Origin of the sequence: Listeria monocytogenes (genome assembly GCF_900187225.1) — a bacterium.
In the GTDB taxonomy this organism is placed as follows: Bacteria; Bacillota; Bacilli; order Lactobacillales; family Listeriaceae; genus Listeria; species Listeria monocytogenes.
Genome location: NZ_LT906436.1, coordinates 862,194 through 877,273, shown reverse-complemented (window position 1 = coordinate 877,273; position 15,080 = coordinate 862,194). Strand labels below are relative to the sequence as shown.

Here is a 15,080-nt window from a genome sequence, read left to right as displayed (position 1 = left end):
TAATAGAATAAATAGAGGAAAACGGAGGGGAACCATGAAGAAAGTTACGATGCAGGATATTGCTGACAGGCTAAATATAACCAAAAATTCAGTCTCGCAAGCTTTAGGCAATAAAAATGGGGTTAGCGAACAAACTAAACTAGCTGTTTTTAAAATGGCAGATGAATTAGGTTATAAATATAAAAGAGAAATCGCACGTGAGGTTGTCAAAGAAAAATTTGCGCTTTTAGCAACTTCTTTCGCCCTTTCGCAGCGCAGTTTTTTTGGTGAAATTATCGATAATATGAAACAAAGCATTATCGCCCACCAAGCCGAACTTATCATTTTTCCAGTTACGGATGAGGAAGCGGCAACAAATCAATTGCCGGAGCAGCTTACAAGTGAGAACTGGACTGGTATTTTCTTGCTGTCGCATATTAACACCGATTATAGTAAAAAAGTGATCGACCTCGGCATGCCAGTAGTGCTGATAGATCATCATGATCCGCATTTAAAAGCCGATGCAGTTATTAGTCAAAACAAAGACGGTGCTTTTATGGCTGTGGAATTTTTAATTCAAAATAAGCACCAAAAAATCGGTTTTCTTGGTGATGTAACTTTTTCTCCAAGTTATGAAGAACGACTAGAAGGATACAAAAAAGCTTTGCAGTACTATCACATTCCTTTTAACAAAAAATATGCTATCACTCGCATCAAAGAAGAACAAACTACATTGTATAGAACTTTAGACGAACTAGACGAACTCCCTACTGCTTGGTTTTGCGTCAACTCAGGTCTTGGATTTATTCTCAACACTTACTTACAATCGAAAGGCTATAATATTCCGAAAGACTTATCTATTATTTGCTTTGATAATACCGAGTTTACTGTACTAAGTAATCCGCAGCTGACAACGATGTGTACTAACCTTAGTTTTATGGGCGAGAAAGCTGTCGAACTTATGTATAATCGCATAAGAAAACCAGATGAAGGTTTTGTTCATCTGGCGCTTGCAACTAATTTAATAGCCCGAGATTCTGTTGGCGAAAATAAAAAAACCGATTCAGCGAGCGAGAGCTGAATCGGTTTTCTTTATTTGGTATTTAAAACAGCGACATCTTTTTGCAAAAATGTTAAAACAGCTGCAAATAATTTGTCCGCTTGTTCATCTTGACAAATCACGTGTTTCGAACCTTCTAAAATAAATAATTCTTTTGGACCAGGAATACTTTCCATTAAGAAATTAACACTTTTTTCAGCAGGAACTACTTGGTCGGCACTGCCTTGTGCTATAAAAGTTGGAATTTCAATATGTTCAAAAACTGGCTTTGCTAAAGCTACCATTTTTTTGAATTGTAGCGTGGAAGTCCAAGGCGTTTCCGTTACTTTCTTTTGGTAACGTTTGAACATCGGGCTGTTTTTGAGAGTTACTTCTTTCGCTTCCGTTAATACTTGCTTGGAATTTTCGACAAGTTGTGGCCATTCCATTGCATTTACGGCTGTGCTTAGAAGTACTAGTTTTTTCACTTCCGGATAATGTCTCGCAAGCCAGCCTGCGAGCAGTCCACCCATAGAAAAACCAATAATATATACTTCATCGTCTTCTTTTAGCATTTGGCTTAAAATACTATCTACAAAAACAATCCAATCTTTATACGTCACATTTTTTAAGTGGCGCAGGTGATCATGGCCAGGTAATGTGGGTGCTAAAACATCCCAATCTGTATGCTCTCGCAAATAGTCAGCGAGCGGCTTCACCTCGGACGGCGAACCAGTAAAACCATGAATACACAAACAAGCAACCATTATGCCTTTCCTCCTGTCCAAATTATTACCATTTAAGTGGTAATATGTTCTGTCCAATTTTAGTCGTTACTTAATAATAAGATTTTCTACCACATCTTTCAAGCCCATTCCGTAAGAACCTTTGACCAGTATCCATTCATTTCCTTTTATTTCAGAAAGAAGCGCCGTCTCAAGCGATTCTTTCGTGTCAAAATGATGAACTTTTCCCTGACCAATTTTCGATTCCGCTACTTCTCCAAATGCTTTCATCGCATCACCATATAAGAAAACTTTCTGAATCGTATCATTTTCTAACACCTCAGCTGATTCTTGGTGTAGTTTTGTCGACAAATCGCCAAGTTCCAGCATATCAGCAAGGACCAAATATTTAGGTTTGCCGCTCGAATCCATATGCATGAATGTTTTTAAAACCGTTTTGAGCGCTGTCGGACTAGAGTTATAGGCATCATTCAAAATACGCGCGCCACTTTTCGTTGTAATCCATTCTAAACGACTTTTAGAACGTTCCATATTTTTCAGCGCAGATTGAATTTTTTCGCCTTCAATTCCAATTTCTCTTGCCGCAAGCATCGCCGCCATTGTGTTGAAAACATTATGTTCACCAATAATAGGGACAAAAATTTCTAGCTCCGGCTCCCAATTAGTTATAAAAGAAGTGCCTTCCGCTTCCGCACGAATTTCTAACGGATAAATTTCCGCAGCTTCCGACTTGCCAAAAGTGAGCTGTCTGAAATCGCCATTAATATTTCCTAGCAGCAAAGTTTCTTCATGTGGATAAATTAAAATCCCGCTTGGATTAAGCCCGGCAGTAATTTCCAGTTTTGCTTTGGCAATTTCTTCACGCGAACCAAGATATTCAATATGCGCCTCGCCGATATTCGTAATAATCGCGATATCGGGTTTGGCAATTTTGGAAAGCACTTCGATTTCATGACGATGATTCATGCCCATTTCAAGTACAGCAACTTCCGTATCTTCTGGCATCGTTAAAATCGTATATGGTAAGCCGATATGGTTATTAAAGTTCCCACCAGTATAATGCACTTTGTACGTTGTTTCTACAATCGCTGCCATAATATCTTTTGTCGTCGTTTTACCATTGCTTCCGGTAATCGCAATAACTTTCGGTTTTACTTGTTGGATATATTTCGCCGCTAATTCTTGAAGCGCAAGCAGCGTATCTTCTACTAAAATAACCGGGAAATCCGTTGGTGGGTTTGGCACATCTTTTTGCCAAAAGGTCGCTACTGCTCCCATTTCTCGTGCTTGACTTACGAATTCGTGTCCATCGCGCAAATTACCTACAAACGGAACAAATAAATCACCTGACTTTATTTGCCTTGTATCAAAACAAATGCCAGTAATGACGACATCGCGAAATGCATCTACATGGATGGAACTATCTAACATTGCTACTACTTCGCCTACTGTTTTTTTCAAATTAAATCGCTCTCTTCCATAAAAAAGCAGCTTCCGCATCTGAAAACTGCTTTCTTGTTTATTTTAGTCTTCTAATTTATATTTAAGTGCATTTTTAGCTGCATGGCGTTCTTTTGCCAAATCAACTAGTCGTTCAATCAGCGCTCCGTACGGTAAGCCCGTTTCCTGCCAAAGAAGAGGATACATGCTGTACGGCGTAAAACCTGGCATTGTATTCACTTCATTTAAGAATAACTGATTATCTTCCGTTAAGAAAAAGTCTGCTCGTACTAGTCCGCTTGCGTCCAGACCTAAAAACGCTTGGATCGCATATTCTTTCATTTGTTCCAAGATTTCTGGATCTACTTCAGTCGGAATAATTAACGCAGTATTGTTATCTTGATATTTAGCTTTGTAATCGTAGAATGTGGCAACAGCACCTTCTGGCAAAATTTCGCCAGGTACAGAGCAAACTGGCGTATCATTTCCAAGTACACCCATTTCGATTTCACGAGCAACGACACCTTGTTCAACAACAACACGACGGTCATATAAAAACGCTTCTGTCATTGCGTCCACTAATTCTTTTTTGTTTGTTGCCTTACTAATACCAACACTCGAACCAAGGTTTGCTGGTTTTACGAAGACAGGATATGTAAGGACTTCTTCCATCTCAGCAACCATTTCCTCTTGATAATTTTTCCAATCAATTAAACGAACAGCAACTGCTGGAACTTGCGGGATTCCAGCATCTGCAAAGATTTTCTTCATCACGATTTTGTCCATCGCAGCAGAGGATGCTAAGACACCATTGCCAACGTAAGGAATATTTAATACTTCGAACAACCCTTGAACAGTGCCATCTTCCCCGTTCGGTCCATGTAAAAGTGGGAATACGACTGTTTCTTGTCCGTCTGCTTCTAAAACTGCTGGGCTAATCGCTTCGCCTTCTGATTTCTCTGATTCAGTCGCAGCAAGTTTCACAGTTTCTGTAGCCGAAAAACGTAATTGTTCGACAAAATCTAATTTCCCAGAAAGCAGCGGTCCTTGAATCCACTCGCCTTCATTTGTAATGTATATTGGCGCAGCTTCGAATTTTTCTAAATCCAAAGCATTGATAACTGAAAATGCTGTTTGTAATGAAACTTCATGTTCGGCAGATTTTCCACCGTATAATAAAATTAATTTAGTTTTCATAATACCCCTCCGTCATTATTCGCTTTATCTATTTTACCATGTTTTGACAGGATGAAAAGGTATAACTAAAAAATAGGTTGAAAAAAACTTCTTTTTTAAATAAGAAACGAACACGCTTATTCCAAAAAGGACTTTTTCAACCTAGCTTGTTAAACGCCAGATGTTAATTTCAATCCGACCACACCGGCAATAATCATCGTAATAAAGAGCAATTTACCAACACTCTTGCGTTCTTTAAATACAATCATTCCAAGTGTCACACTACCAACGGCGCCAATTCCTGTCCAAATTGCATAACCTGTACCGATTGGAATCGTCTTAAGTGCGAGGGATAGTAAAAAGAAACTTGCAGACATAAAAATAATCGTCAGTATCGCATATCCAACCTTTTTAAAGCCATCTGATAATTTCAGCATGACAACGAAGACCATTTCGCATAAACCTGCTACTAGTAAAAATATCCAATCCATCGTTATTTAGCCTCCTTTTCAGACTCATTGCCATCCACTAATTTCAGACCAATAATCCCTGTCAATAAAACGATAAGCGAAACAATCTTCCAAAAAGAAACACCTTCTGAAAGGAAAATCATCCCAATAATAGCTGTCCCTGCAGCCCCAATTCCTGTAAAAACCGCATATGCCGTCCCAATCGGAATTGACTTCATGGAAATCGAAAACAAACCAAAACTAACAATCAAAAATGCTATCGTCAAAAGGCTCCAACCTAACATCGTGAAACCATGTGATTCTTTTAATCCAAAAGCCCAAACAATTTCTGATAACCCTGCCATAATCAAATAAAACCAAGCCAATTTCCTTACCTCCAATTCATTTGAGTAAACTTGCAAGAACTGCCCAAGCAGATTTTCTTCGCAACTCAAATTCCGTTTCATCATAAATGCCGTGTTCCACACTCAGTCCATCAAGAAGTGCATAAAAAACGTGCATCCATCTTACAAGTGCTTCTTCGGATACTATTTTTTCTAACGTTTCGCGCAATATTCGATTCGTCAGTTGTTCATATGTCTTTGTTTCTTCTTTTAATTCTTGAAAAAGTGACTTAGGTGGATAAAAGACGGCGCGCTGGAAAAATTTCTTCTCATCGGGATTGCTAGAAAAATCTGTTGCCACAAAGAAAATTGATTGTAGCTTCTCTTCCCCAACTAAATCCTCTCGCTCCGCTACTCGTCCGAGTTCTGTTAATTCCATCTGGATGCTATCTTGATAAACTTCCAAAAAAAGGGCCTCTTTTGATGCAAAATGGGCATATAGCGATGGTGTCTTAATCCCAACAGCTTTCGCGATTTCCGAAAGCGCCGTCCCATCGTAGCCTTTTTCCGCAAAAAGGGTTAACGCGACTTCTTTAATCAGTTTCTTCGTCATAAAGCAACCTCCTAACTAACGTTCATTAGTTAAATTCTAGCAAATAAAAAACCAAACGTAAAGGAAAAAGTTTGATTTTTTATTTTTCGATATATTTCCATTCATTTTGTTTTAAATCATAGACTAATTTGGCGACCTCTTCTTCATAATAAATTTTGGAAGAAATCTCTAGTTCGGTCATTTCTTCTGTAAGTCCATGCCCAATTGGTACTTCGATTTGCGTGCGCGTTCTCACGACATCATCAAGCGCAATACAAGCACCGTCTTTAAAATGATCTGCCATTTTTTTCAAAAGTTCGACTGGCGGCTCCGCAACATATTTTTTCTTACCAAACGAAAAAATACCCTTCTCATTAACTAGTTCTGCCGTTTTACGTGCAATGACGTAACTTAGTAACATATAAAAATGATTAAGATTCCGGTAATATACTTTATTGTAACGACCGTCTTCCCTAGTTAAGTAAACAAAATTATTTTGTAATTTATAATAAAATGGAGAACGCAAATGACGCCCAGTGTGCGCAAGATAAAGCATCTCCGCTACTTCTTGTGGAGTTAGTTGGTTCAAAAGTTCTACATCTTCAAAATCAATCCAACACAGTGGATTAAAATTCTCTTTGGAAATATTTGCTAAATCGCCTGGCTCTAAGTAGTGAAAAGCTGTGTGCGCATTGTAGGATGCATCTTCAATATTATGCTTAATTAACAAAATATTTTCAGGGGGCTGTCCCACGCCATTTAAGAAATCACAAAAAGAAATGCCGCTTGTCGCCACATTATTAATAACATGATCAATATGCACATAAATAGATTGTTGGTTAACCGCTTCTTTTTTCATGTATATGCCTCACTCTATTTCTATTTTCTTCTATGACAAAAGCCTTCCACTCCATCATACAACATTTTTGCGTAAAAAGGATAACAGAAACATCAAAACTTAATGACTAATTTATGACAAAGAAAAAAAGTGAAGTTATTTTATATGTAAATCATACTGCTTTGAGTCATTTTAATTACTTCAAAGCTTCACAAAATATCATATAAAAACTCCACTTTTCGATTTACTGCAATCGAAGTGTCATATTCGGCATCGCTTTACTACTAACCGATTTCCAAATATCTTTTCGTGACTTTGTTTTTTCAACGACAATTCCTTTTTCTTTGAGCTGACGGATTACTTGATTTAAGTCTTTTTGATTATTATCCAATCTCATCACTCCATCTTCAAAATTTGTTTTCATTCTTTTTATTTTTCTCTCTTTCCTTACTTTAACATATTCTCTTTACTAAGAATACCCTATTAATTAAAAAACTAACCATTATCTTCTCTTTTTTTCAAGAAAGCGTTTGAAAACCGAATTTTTTTAGTCTTTTTTCAGTTAATATAAAGAAAAACGCCGATAAACCATACTTTAACTATGCTATTATCACCATTTTCAGGCAAATATGTAAACAGACTTAATTATTAGTATAAAATAAAAACTAATGGAATTGGTATTTAATCGGCAAATTTTATTGAAAATGTGTCTTTTCTATGAACTTTTACAATCACAGAAATATTATTTACCTTCAAACCATTGCTATAATTACATTTCTCTTTTTCCAAAAAAGTTATGTCTAAGGAAAAACTCTAAAAATCAGCTATTATTGAGTTCAATTCACTGCATAAATAAGTTGCTTTAAAAATTTTTTTAGTTTTCACAAAATTGTCACAGATTTACTTTTTTCGATGCTATATAATTATATTACATATTTAAACATCGGAGGAATAACATGAAAAAACGCATTTTAATAACAATTATCGTAGTTTGTACAGTCTTCAGTATCATCGGTGGCTACGTATTCTTTACTAGCCAAAAAAATACTACATCAGAAAATAAAAGTGCCGTTTCTAAAAATAAAAAATCCATCGTAAAGAAAGAAAAACCAAAACAATCATCAAACAATTTAACACTTGGCAAAAATAAAGAGGACTTTCATTTAGAAAAGGGCTTCGACAATATGCAATTACAAGTAGAACGTATAATTGACCGTATTTTTCAAAGTTCGCTCAAAAATAGAACTGAGATTAAAGTCAAACCGAAAAATAACCCACAAAAAAAACAGAACATTAAACCTGTAAAACCAATACCAAGTAAACCGGAAAAGCCAGAAGATTCACCTAGTCCCTTTTATGATAAAGCGCGTGTTATGACACCGATTAATAACCAATTAGCTACGCTAGATTTGACTGTTCTTGAAGCAAAAGAACCACTTATCATCGGTGCTGATGTTACAAAACTCCAGCAACTTATTGCGACAAAACAACTTAGCTACAAAGAATTAGCCGGTATTTATTTAAACCGAATAAAAAAATATGACCAAAATGGCCTAAATTTAAATGCAATAACTGAAATCAATCCAACTATTATTGCCGAAGCAGAACAACTGGATAAAGAAAACACAACCAACAAATCTGCTTTATACGGTATGCCGGTCCTTTTAAAAGATAACATTGGTACGAAAGAACTTCCTACGAGCGCTGGGACCGTAGCCTTGAAAGATTGGGTAATCGGGAAAGATGCTACAATTGTTGAAAATCTAAAGGAAAATGGCGCTTTAATCCTCGGAAAAACTAATATGTCCGAGTGGGCGGCTGGAATGGACGAAGATCTTCCAAATGGCTATTCAGGTAAAAAAGGACAAAGTAAGAATCCTTACTCAGCGAATTTAGATCCATCTGGTTCAAGTTCTGGCTCTGCCACAGCAGCCACAAGTGATTTTGCAGCAATTGCAATCGGCACAGAAACAAATGGTTCTATTATTACGCCTGCTTCTGCTCAATCGGCTGTTGGATATAAGCCATCTCAAGGTTTAGTAAATAACAAAGGCATAATTCCTCTATCAAGCAGATTTGATACACCTGGACCGCTAACAAGAACCGTTAATGATGCCTATTTGACAGCAAACGCTTTAACAAACACTACTTCAAATCCATCTCTTTCTACGGACGCCCTTAAGGGTAAACGTATCGGTCTTTTGGCAGATGGAGAGAGTAATGAAGAAACAGCTGTTATAAAGAAAATAAAACTTGATCTGCAAAAAGCTGGCGCTACTATCATTGAAGGCATTGCAGTGGGCGAATTTGAACAGAAAGAATCTTATGATTATGCCTCATTAATAAATACTGACTTTAAACATGATTTAAACCAGTTTTTGCAAGTGAACCATTCTCCTATGTCGACTTTGGAATCGATTATTCAATTTAATCAAACGAATCCTACAAGAAATATGAAATACGGGCAAGCCGAACTTGTCAAAGCACAGCAAAGCACAATAACGAAACAACAAGCGGACAATTTGGCGAGTAATTTGATTCAGAGCTCACAAAACGAACTTGACTCTGTGCTTCAAAAAGACAAACTGGATGCTGTCGTAACAATTGGTATGGGAGGTTCGGTGATGTTTCTTGCGCCAATTGCGGGGAATCCGGAACTGACTATCCCAGCTGGCTATGATGAAGAATCAAATCAGCCAATTAGCCTGACTTTTATTACTGCTAGAAATAGCGATAAAATCTTATTAAATATGGGTTATGCCTATGAGCAACAATCGCAAAATAGAAAAAGTCCTAACTTAAAGTAAAAAAAGCAAGATGCTTTTGGAAATTCCAAAGTCATCTTGCTTTTCTGTTTATAATACTTTATCTAAGAAGCTAATTGTTCTTTCATTGGTTGGGTTATCAAAAATATCAGCCGGCTTGCCTTCTTCAACAATATAGCCACCATCCATAAAGATAACTCGGTCGCCAACTTCACGAGCAAAGCCCATCTCATGCGTAACAATCATCATCGTCATGCCGCCTTTAGCTAATTCTTTCATAACGCCTAAAACTTCACCCACCATCTCTGGATCGAGGGCTGATGTAGGCTCATCGAACAACATAATGTCAGGATCCATTGCAAGTGCTCTCGCAATCGCCACCCGTTGTTTTTGCCCACCGGAAAGTTGATTAGGAAATTCTTCCGCTTTTTCTCGTAATCCTACTTGTTCTAATAAACGCAAGGCATTACTTTTCGCGGCTTCTTTATCCATTTTTTTCAATTCAACGGGAGCTAATGTGATGTTCTCCAAAACAGACAAATGTGGGAAAAGATTAAAATGTTGGAAAACCATGCCGATATTTTCGCGAACTTTATTAATATCTACTTTTTTATCAGTAATATTAAAATCATCAACAACTACTTCACCTGCTGTAATTTCTTCCAGGTTATTCATACAACGAAGAAATGTACTTTTACCTGAGCCAGAAGGTCCGATTACACAAACTACTTCGCCTTCTTTTACTTCTATATCAATGCCTTTTAACACTTCATTTGCGCCAAAACTCTTTTTCAGGCCAGTTACTTTAAGTTTAGTCATTTCGCAATCTCCTTTCTAAACGATCGGATATTTTCGTTAAAATGGTAATAACGATAAGATACATAATTCCGATGATTAGCCATGTCCAAGTACTTTCGAATGTACGCGCCATAATAATTTTACCTGATTGCGTTAGTTCGACGAGTCCAATTGCCGACATAATCGATGTATCTTTGAGCGTGATAACGAATTGATTAATAAAGGATGGAATCATCATTCGAATAGCTTGCGGTAGAACAACTTTCATCATAGCTTTTTTATGTGGTAAACCAAGACTTCTTGCTGCTTCCATTTGTCCTTTGTCGACTGATTGAATCCCACCGCGAACGATTTCGACCATATAGGCACCAGCGTTCAAGCTTAGCGCGATAACTCCAGCTAAGAATACAGGCATCCTGAAATCAAGTGCTGCCGGAATCCCAAAGTAAAAGAAGAATGCTTGTACAATTAATGGTGTTCCTCGGAAAATATCTACATAAACAGTAGCGATTCCGCGCAAGATTTTGCTATTGCTCACTTTCATAAATCCGAATGTAATACCAATAATGAAGGCGATAATTAGCGAAACTACGGCTAATCTAATCGTCAACCATAAACCGGACAATAGTGCTGGCCATGAAGATTTAATAATCCCCATAAAGCCTTTTTCAGTTGTGTTTTCTTTAATCGCATTTTTACCTAAATAGTTTTTTAAAATTTTTTCATATTCGCCGCTTGCTTTAATATTAACTAATCCAGCATTGAATTTCTCTAAAAGTTCTTGATTTTTGCCTTTGTTGACAGCAAAACCATAGGAGTTTCCTTTTTCTTTCTCAGTAACAATTTTTAAGCCGTTTCCTGTTTGAACGCCGTAAGCTAGTACGGGATAATCATCAAAACATGCTACAGAATTTCTTGTTTTAACATCGTCATACATTTGAGCTGAGTCGTCAAACACAACGATATCAAAGTCATATTTATCTTTGATTTTTTCTGCGAAGGCGTAACCTTCTGTACCTGTTTTAACAGCTACTTTTTTTCCTTTTAAGTCGTCATATGTCTTGATTTCGTCGTTATCTTTCAAAATCCCCATAACGACACCAGAATCAAAGTATGGATCAGAGAAATCAAACTTTTGCTTACGTTCATCTGTAATACTCATCCCAGCGATAACACCGTCTACTTGGTTAGCTTCTAGTGCTTGTACTGCTGCGTTGAATCCCATTGCTTTGATTTCATATTTAAAGTTTTGGTCTTTTGCAATTGCTTTTAGGATGTCCATATCAATGCCGACATGTTCTCCATCTTTCTCAAATTCAAAAGGTGCAAAAGTTGTGTCTGTACCAATCAAGTAAGTTTCTTCCGCAGCTTTTGCATTTAACCCGTTTCCTGTGAAAATAAATGCGGCAACACAAGCGATTGCCATCATTAGTATGAAGCGTGAAAATTTCTTCATATTGTGTCCTCCCTCTATATGTGTTTAACTTTAATTAAATATTTTATGTAGCATAAATTTTTTCCGTACTCGTAAGATTTTACCATAAGGGTAGGTTATTGACCATAGTTATTTAAGATAAGATTTTCAACACAACAAAGAGAAGAAGCTAATCGTTAAAAATTAGCTTCTAATGATTGTTTAGTTGTATTTCAAAATCATATTCTTTCATTTTTGCGTATGCAATATAAGCACTTTTAGCATTTTCGATAGCCAGGTCTACTTGTTTCTTTTTACTGCCTTTTTGTGGAAATAAACAAGCTTTTCTAAGCGGCTCATTCAGCAAGCTTTTATCTATTTTTTCAGCGATTAACAACTCTTTTGGTTGAATGTTGTTAGGATCTTCATAAAATTGATTGAGAAACGTGGCTAACTCTTCTTGAAGGGTTTTTTCGACTTGGAAAACGTGCCATTTACTTCCATTAATTGCACCATTTCGAACGAAGAAAACGAAGACACTTAAATAATTATCTTGTTCATAGCAACCAATGATATCCCGATTTTTTAGGCCAGGAAAAATAATATGTTGCTTTTCGATTGTCTCATTAATAGCGTGTATTTTATCTCGAAGTTCTGCAGCTCTTTCGAATTCGAGATTTTCGGTTGCAGTTAACATGTCCCCCAGTAGTTTATCTTTCACATTTTTCACGTCACCTTCAAGAAACCGACTAATTTTATGGATTTGTTTTTTATAAACAGCCGGCTCAATTTCGGCTTGGCATGGACCTAGGCACAATCCAAGATGGTAGTACAAACATGGTCGCCCTGGCTTACCGTCACATCGACAAAGTGGAAACAATTTTTCAATTAGGTCCACCGTTTGTCTTGCTGAAAAACGACCTGGATAAGGACCAAAATAATGCGCACCGTCTCGTTTTACTTCAAATACAACTTCGATATGCGGATTTTTTTCATTCGTAATTTTGATATATGGGTAGCTCGTCCCTTCTTTTAACTGGATATTAAAAGGTGGCTGGTATTTTTGAATTAAAATCATTTCGAGTAGTAAAGCTTCTTTTTCGGAAGTTGTAATAATTAATTCTAAATCTCGAATTTGTCTGACTAGTCTTGCAGTTTTTCCAATTTGTTTGCTATGGAAATAAGACTTTACGCGGTTTTTCAAACATTTAGATTTGCCAATATAAAGAATTTCATTATTTTCATCTCTATAAATATAACAACCTGGTGATTCAGGTAATAAGGTCAATTTCTTTTGTAATTTATCGTCCAAAGGGCTCCCCCTCCTTCTAGAACATCTATTCTATCCCTAGTCGCCCTTTTTGTAAAGACACAAAAAGAACTAGCACAAACTCTTCGGCTAGTTCTCCTCATTTATTATTCGCCCCAGATATCATTCGCAAGCCGGACAACATATCGCAATTTATCCCACTGCTCTTCTTCCGTCAAAATATTTCCTTCTTCTGTCGAGGCGAAACCGCATTGCGGGCTTAAGCGCAACTGGCTTAGAGGCACAATTTCACTCGCTTCTTCAATCCGTGCTTTAATGGCTGCTTCGTCCTCTAATTCACCTGTTTTGGATGTAATTAAGCCTAGAACGATTTTCAAGTCTGGACGGGTAACATATTTTAGTGGCGCAAAATCTCCAGAACGTTCATTATCATACTCCAAAAAGAAACCATCGATATTTAGTTTGCCAAACAACGTTTCTGCAACTGGACCATAACCACCTTCAGCAATCCATGTGGAGCGGAAATTCCCACGACAAATGTGCATCGTAATAACCATATCAGCTGGTTTATGTTTTATTGCTTCGTTGATAAGATTTTTATATGTTTCTTGTAAAGTTTCTGGGTCAAAACCTCTTTGGCGCACGACTTCACGCTGTTCATCAGAGCATAAATAACTCCAAGACGTATCATCTAATTGCAGGTAACGACAACCGGCATCATAAAATGCTTGAATCGCTTTTTGATACGCAGTCGCTAAATCATTGGCAAACTTCTCTGCATCATCTAAATAAGGCTGATACTCTATATCCCCGCGATAATGGAGCATCGCTGGACTTGGAATGGTTTGTTTCGCGACATGATTGTCACCAACAGCCTCTTTGAGAAAAATAAAATCTTCTATAAATGGATGTGTCGTAAAGTCAATTGGTCCTGTGATTTTTACCGAATGCGATTTTGTTTGGACTTTGCTGAATTGAATGCCGCCAGCCGCATCGTATCCTTCTACCCCATCCAAATTCTCCAAGAAGTCAAAATGCCACCAAGCACGGCGAAACTCGCCATCTGTGATTGATTTTAAGCCGACTTCTTTTTGCTTTTCGACGATATACTTAATTTCTGTATTTTCGATTTTGCGCAACTCTAAGGCTGTTATTTCGCCACTTTGGAATTTCTCTCGTGCGTCTTTAATTCCCTTTGTGCGTAAAATACTTCCCACATGATCTGCATAAAATGGAGCTACTTGATTCATTTCCTTCGCCTCAATTCGTTTTATTTTTATGTACAAAAAAAACTTTCCCTTAAAAGACAGCTTTTAAGGGAAAGAGTAATTTACCTGATTCGCGTGCCTTATCTGTCAGTGTTACCTGCTGGATTTGGCACCGTGAAACTTCCGGTTGCCAAGGTTTCACGGGGCCAGAACCCTCCACCTTTCTTGATAAGTTACTATGTAATTGGTTCTTATTATATCGTTTATTTCTCGTGGTTGTCAAATTTATTTCTGAATATTTATGCTTCTGCGATAACTTCGATTTCAATTTCAGCATCTAGCGGTAATTTCGCTACTTGGAAAGCACTTCTCGCAGGAAAATCACTGGAAAAGAACGTGGCGTAAACTTCATTCACAGCCTTAAATTCATTTAAATCTTTGAAGAAAACAGTTGCTTTAATAATTTTGTCCAGTCCAGAACCAGCTTCTTCTAATACTGCTGCTAAATTTTTAAATGCTTGTTCGGCTTGTTTTGTCGCGCCTACTACTAATTCGCCGGTAGCCGGGTTAATACCAAGTTGACCTGATGTAAAAATAAGTCCATTCACTTTTACAGCTTGCGAGTATGGTCCAAGTGCTTTTGGTGCTGACGATGTTTGAATAATTTCTTTTGCCATTTTATCCCTGCTTTCTTTTATGGTATGCTTTTATTCTAATCAATATAGTTTGTTTTAGCAATGAAGGGGGATTCCTAAATGATTTTAACAATATATTTAATCGCGATAACGCTTATTTCTTTTCTATTATTCGCTATTGATAAACGGAAAGCAATTAAACACGCTTACCGGATACCTGAATCTGTGCTGCTTTTCTCTGCATTTCTTGGTGGGGCGTTTGGTAGTTGGATGTCGATGCAGTTGTTTCACCATAAAACACAAAAACCGAAGTTCCGGATTTTAGTGCCGCTTGCGATGGTTTGGACTGTTGGAGTTGTGGTTTGGTGGTTGTACTGAATTAACAAA

At 37.2% G+C, this 15,080-nt stretch carries 16 protein-coding genes and 1 riboswitch; of the genes, 3 read left to right on the top strand and 13 right to left on the bottom strand.

The window, feature by feature from the left end:
* Positions 1-34: 34 nt before the first annotated feature.
* Positions 35-1,060, top strand: a complete 1,026-nt coding sequence (locus tag CKV70_RS04395) for a LacI family DNA-binding transcriptional regulator (protein WP_003721423.1) — start codon at positions 35-37, stop codon at positions 1,058-1,060.
* Positions 1,061-1,071: 11 nt separating this feature from the next.
* On the opposite strand, the gene CKV70_RS04390 is transcribed toward CKV70_RS04395, so the two are convergent.
* The 8 genes from CKV70_RS04390 to CKV70_RS04355 form a co-directional block, all read right to left on the bottom strand.
* Entirely contained in the window at positions 1,072-1,785 is a 714-nt protein-coding gene (locus CKV70_RS04390; protein ID WP_003721422.1) for an alpha/beta hydrolase, read from the bottom strand.
* 66 nt (positions 1,786-1,851) lie between these two features.
* Positions 1,852-3,225, bottom strand: a complete 1,374-nt coding sequence (locus CKV70_RS04385; protein WP_031664984.1) for a UDP-N-acetylmuramoyl-tripeptide--D-alanyl-D-alanine ligase — start codon at positions 3,223-3,225, stop codon at positions 1,852-1,854.
* 63 nt (positions 3,226-3,288) lie between these two features.
* The gene (locus tag CKV70_RS04380; RefSeq protein ID WP_003732364.1) at positions 3,289-4,401 is read right to left on the bottom strand and encodes a D-alanine--D-alanine ligase; all 1,113 of its coding nucleotides are present in this window, start codon (positions 4,399-4,401) and stop codon (positions 3,289-3,291) included.
* A 149-nt stretch (positions 4,402-4,550) separates the two neighbouring features.
* On the bottom strand, positions 4,551-4,871 hold the full coding sequence (gene sugE2, locus CKV70_RS04375; RefSeq protein ID WP_003724784.1) for a quaternary ammonium compound efflux SMR transporter SugE2: 321 nt from the start codon (positions 4,869-4,871) through the stop codon (positions 4,551-4,553).
* Between the two features lie 2 nt (positions 4,872-4,873).
* The gene (gene sugE1 / locus CKV70_RS04370) at positions 4,874-5,215 is read right to left on the bottom strand and encodes a quaternary ammonium compound efflux SMR transporter SugE1 (RefSeq protein WP_003736027.1); all 342 of its coding nucleotides are present in this window, start codon (positions 5,213-5,215) and stop codon (positions 4,874-4,876) included.
* 16 nt (positions 5,216-5,231) lie between these two features.
* A complete protein-coding gene (sugR, locus tag CKV70_RS04365; RefSeq protein WP_003721417.1) occupies positions 5,232-5,786 on the bottom strand; it encodes an efflux SMR transporter transcriptional repressor SugR in 555 nt (184 codons plus the stop codon).
* Positions 5,787-5,865: 79 nt separating this feature from the next.
* Positions 5,866-6,624, bottom strand: coding sequence for a hypothetical protein (locus CKV70_RS04360; protein WP_003724782.1), 759 nt, complete (start codon positions 6,622-6,624; stop codon positions 5,866-5,868).
* A gap of 223 nt (positions 6,625-6,847) precedes the next feature.
* Positions 6,848-6,994 (bottom strand): Lmo0850 family protein, encoded by a 147-nt coding sequence (locus CKV70_RS04355; RefSeq protein ID WP_008947247.1) that lies wholly within the window; start codon positions 6,992-6,994, stop codon positions 6,848-6,850.
* 565 nt (positions 6,995-7,559) lie between these two features.
* Between CKV70_RS04355 and CKV70_RS04345 the strand changes: the two genes are divergently transcribed.
* Positions 7,560-9,410 carry an amidase family protein gene (locus CKV70_RS04345; RefSeq protein ID WP_010989594.1) on the top strand — a complete coding sequence of 617 codons (1,851 nt, stop codon included), beginning with the start codon at positions 7,560-7,562 and terminating at the stop codon, positions 9,408-9,410.
* A gap of 48 nt (positions 9,411-9,458) precedes the next feature.
* On the opposite strand, the gene CKV70_RS04340 is transcribed toward CKV70_RS04345, so the two are convergent.
* The 5 genes from CKV70_RS04340 to CKV70_RS04320 all read right to left on the bottom strand — a co-directional run bounded on the left by CKV70_RS04340 (position 9,459) and on the right by CKV70_RS04320 (position 14,735).
* The gene (locus CKV70_RS04340) at positions 9,459-10,187 is read right to left on the bottom strand and encodes an amino acid ABC transporter ATP-binding protein (RefSeq protein WP_003724779.1); all 729 of its coding nucleotides are present in this window, start codon (positions 10,185-10,187) and stop codon (positions 9,459-9,461) included.
* Positions 10,180-11,622: an amino acid ABC transporter substrate-binding protein/permease gene (locus CKV70_RS04335; RefSeq protein ID WP_009917534.1), complete on the bottom strand. Its 1,443-nt coding sequence runs from the start codon at positions 11,620-11,622 to the stop codon at positions 10,180-10,182. Before CKV70_RS04335 ends, CKV70_RS04340 begins: the two co-directional genes overlap by 8 nt.
* 169 nt (positions 11,623-11,791) lie before the next feature.
* Complete coding sequence (uvrC, locus tag CKV70_RS04330; RefSeq protein ID WP_003721411.1) at positions 11,792-12,892, bottom strand: excinuclease ABC subunit UvrC; 1,101 nt, start codon at positions 12,890-12,892, stop codon at positions 11,792-11,794.
* A gap of 104 nt (positions 12,893-12,996) precedes the next feature.
* Positions 12,997-14,100 (bottom strand): 5-methyltetrahydropteroyltriglutamate--homocysteine S-methyltransferase, encoded by a 1,104-nt coding sequence (locus CKV70_RS04325; protein WP_009930625.1) that lies wholly within the window; start codon positions 14,098-14,100, stop codon positions 12,997-12,999.
* Positions 14,101-14,195: 95 nt separating this feature from the next.
* A riboswitch (SAM riboswitch) is annotated at positions 14,196-14,293 on the bottom strand.
* Positions 14,294-14,357: 64 nt separating this feature from the next.
* Positions 14,358-14,735 carry a RidA family protein gene (locus CKV70_RS04320; protein WP_009925584.1) on the bottom strand — a complete coding sequence of 126 codons (378 nt, stop codon included), beginning with the start codon at positions 14,733-14,735 and terminating at the stop codon, positions 14,358-14,360.
* 78 nt (positions 14,736-14,813) lie between these two features.
* On the opposite strand from CKV70_RS04320, the gene CKV70_RS04315 reads away from it, so the two are divergent.
* Complete coding sequence (locus CKV70_RS04315) at positions 14,814-15,071, top strand: DUF1294 domain-containing protein (RefSeq protein ID WP_003721408.1); 258 nt, start codon at positions 14,814-14,816, stop codon at positions 15,069-15,071.
* The last annotated feature ends 9 nt before the right edge of the window (positions 15,072-15,080 follow it).

Excerpts from the sequence above, each read along its gene's own strand:
- CKV70_RS04395 (WP_003721423.1), top strand. The coding sequence starts at position 35 with ATGAAGAAAGTTACGATGCAGGATATTGCTGACAGGCTAAATATAACC.
- CKV70_RS04390 (WP_003721422.1), bottom strand. The coding sequence starts at position 1,785 with ATGGTTGCTTGTTTGTGTATTCATGGTTTTACTGGTTCGCCGTCCGAG.
- CKV70_RS04380 (WP_003732364.1), bottom strand. The coding sequence starts at position 4,401 with ATGAAAACTAAATTAATTTTATTATACGGTGGAAAATCTGCCGAACAT.
- sugE2 (WP_003724784.1), bottom strand. The coding sequence starts at position 4,871 with ATGGATTGGATATTTTTACTAGTAGCAGGTTTATGCGAAATGGTCTTC.
- sugR (WP_003721417.1), bottom strand. The coding sequence starts at position 5,786 with ATGACGAAGAAACTGATTAAAGAAGTCGCGTTAACCCTTTTTGCGGAA.
- CKV70_RS04360 (WP_003724782.1), bottom strand. The coding sequence starts at position 6,624 with ATGAAAAAAGAAGCGGTTAACCAACAATCTATTTATGTGCATATTGAT.
- CKV70_RS04345 (WP_010989594.1), top strand. The coding sequence starts at position 7,560 with ATGAAAAAACGCATTTTAATAACAATTATCGTAGTTTGTACAGTCTTC.
- CKV70_RS04340 (WP_003724779.1), bottom strand. The coding sequence starts at position 10,187 with ATGACTAAACTTAAAGTAACTGGCCTGAAAAAGAGTTTTGGCGCAAAT.
- CKV70_RS04335 (WP_009917534.1), bottom strand. The coding sequence starts at position 11,622 with ATGAAGAAATTTTCACGCTTCATACTAATGATGGCAATCGCTTGTGTT.
- CKV70_RS04325 (WP_009930625.1), bottom strand. The coding sequence starts at position 14,100 with ATGAATCAAGTAGCTCCATTTTATGCAGATCATGTGGGAAGTATTTTA.
- CKV70_RS04320 (WP_009925584.1), bottom strand. The coding sequence starts at position 14,735 with ATGGCAAAAGAAATTATTCAAACATCGTCAGCACCAAAAGCACTTGGA.
- CKV70_RS04315 (WP_003721408.1), top strand. The coding sequence starts at position 14,814 with ATGATTTTAACAATATATTTAATCGCGATAACGCTTATTTCTTTTCTA.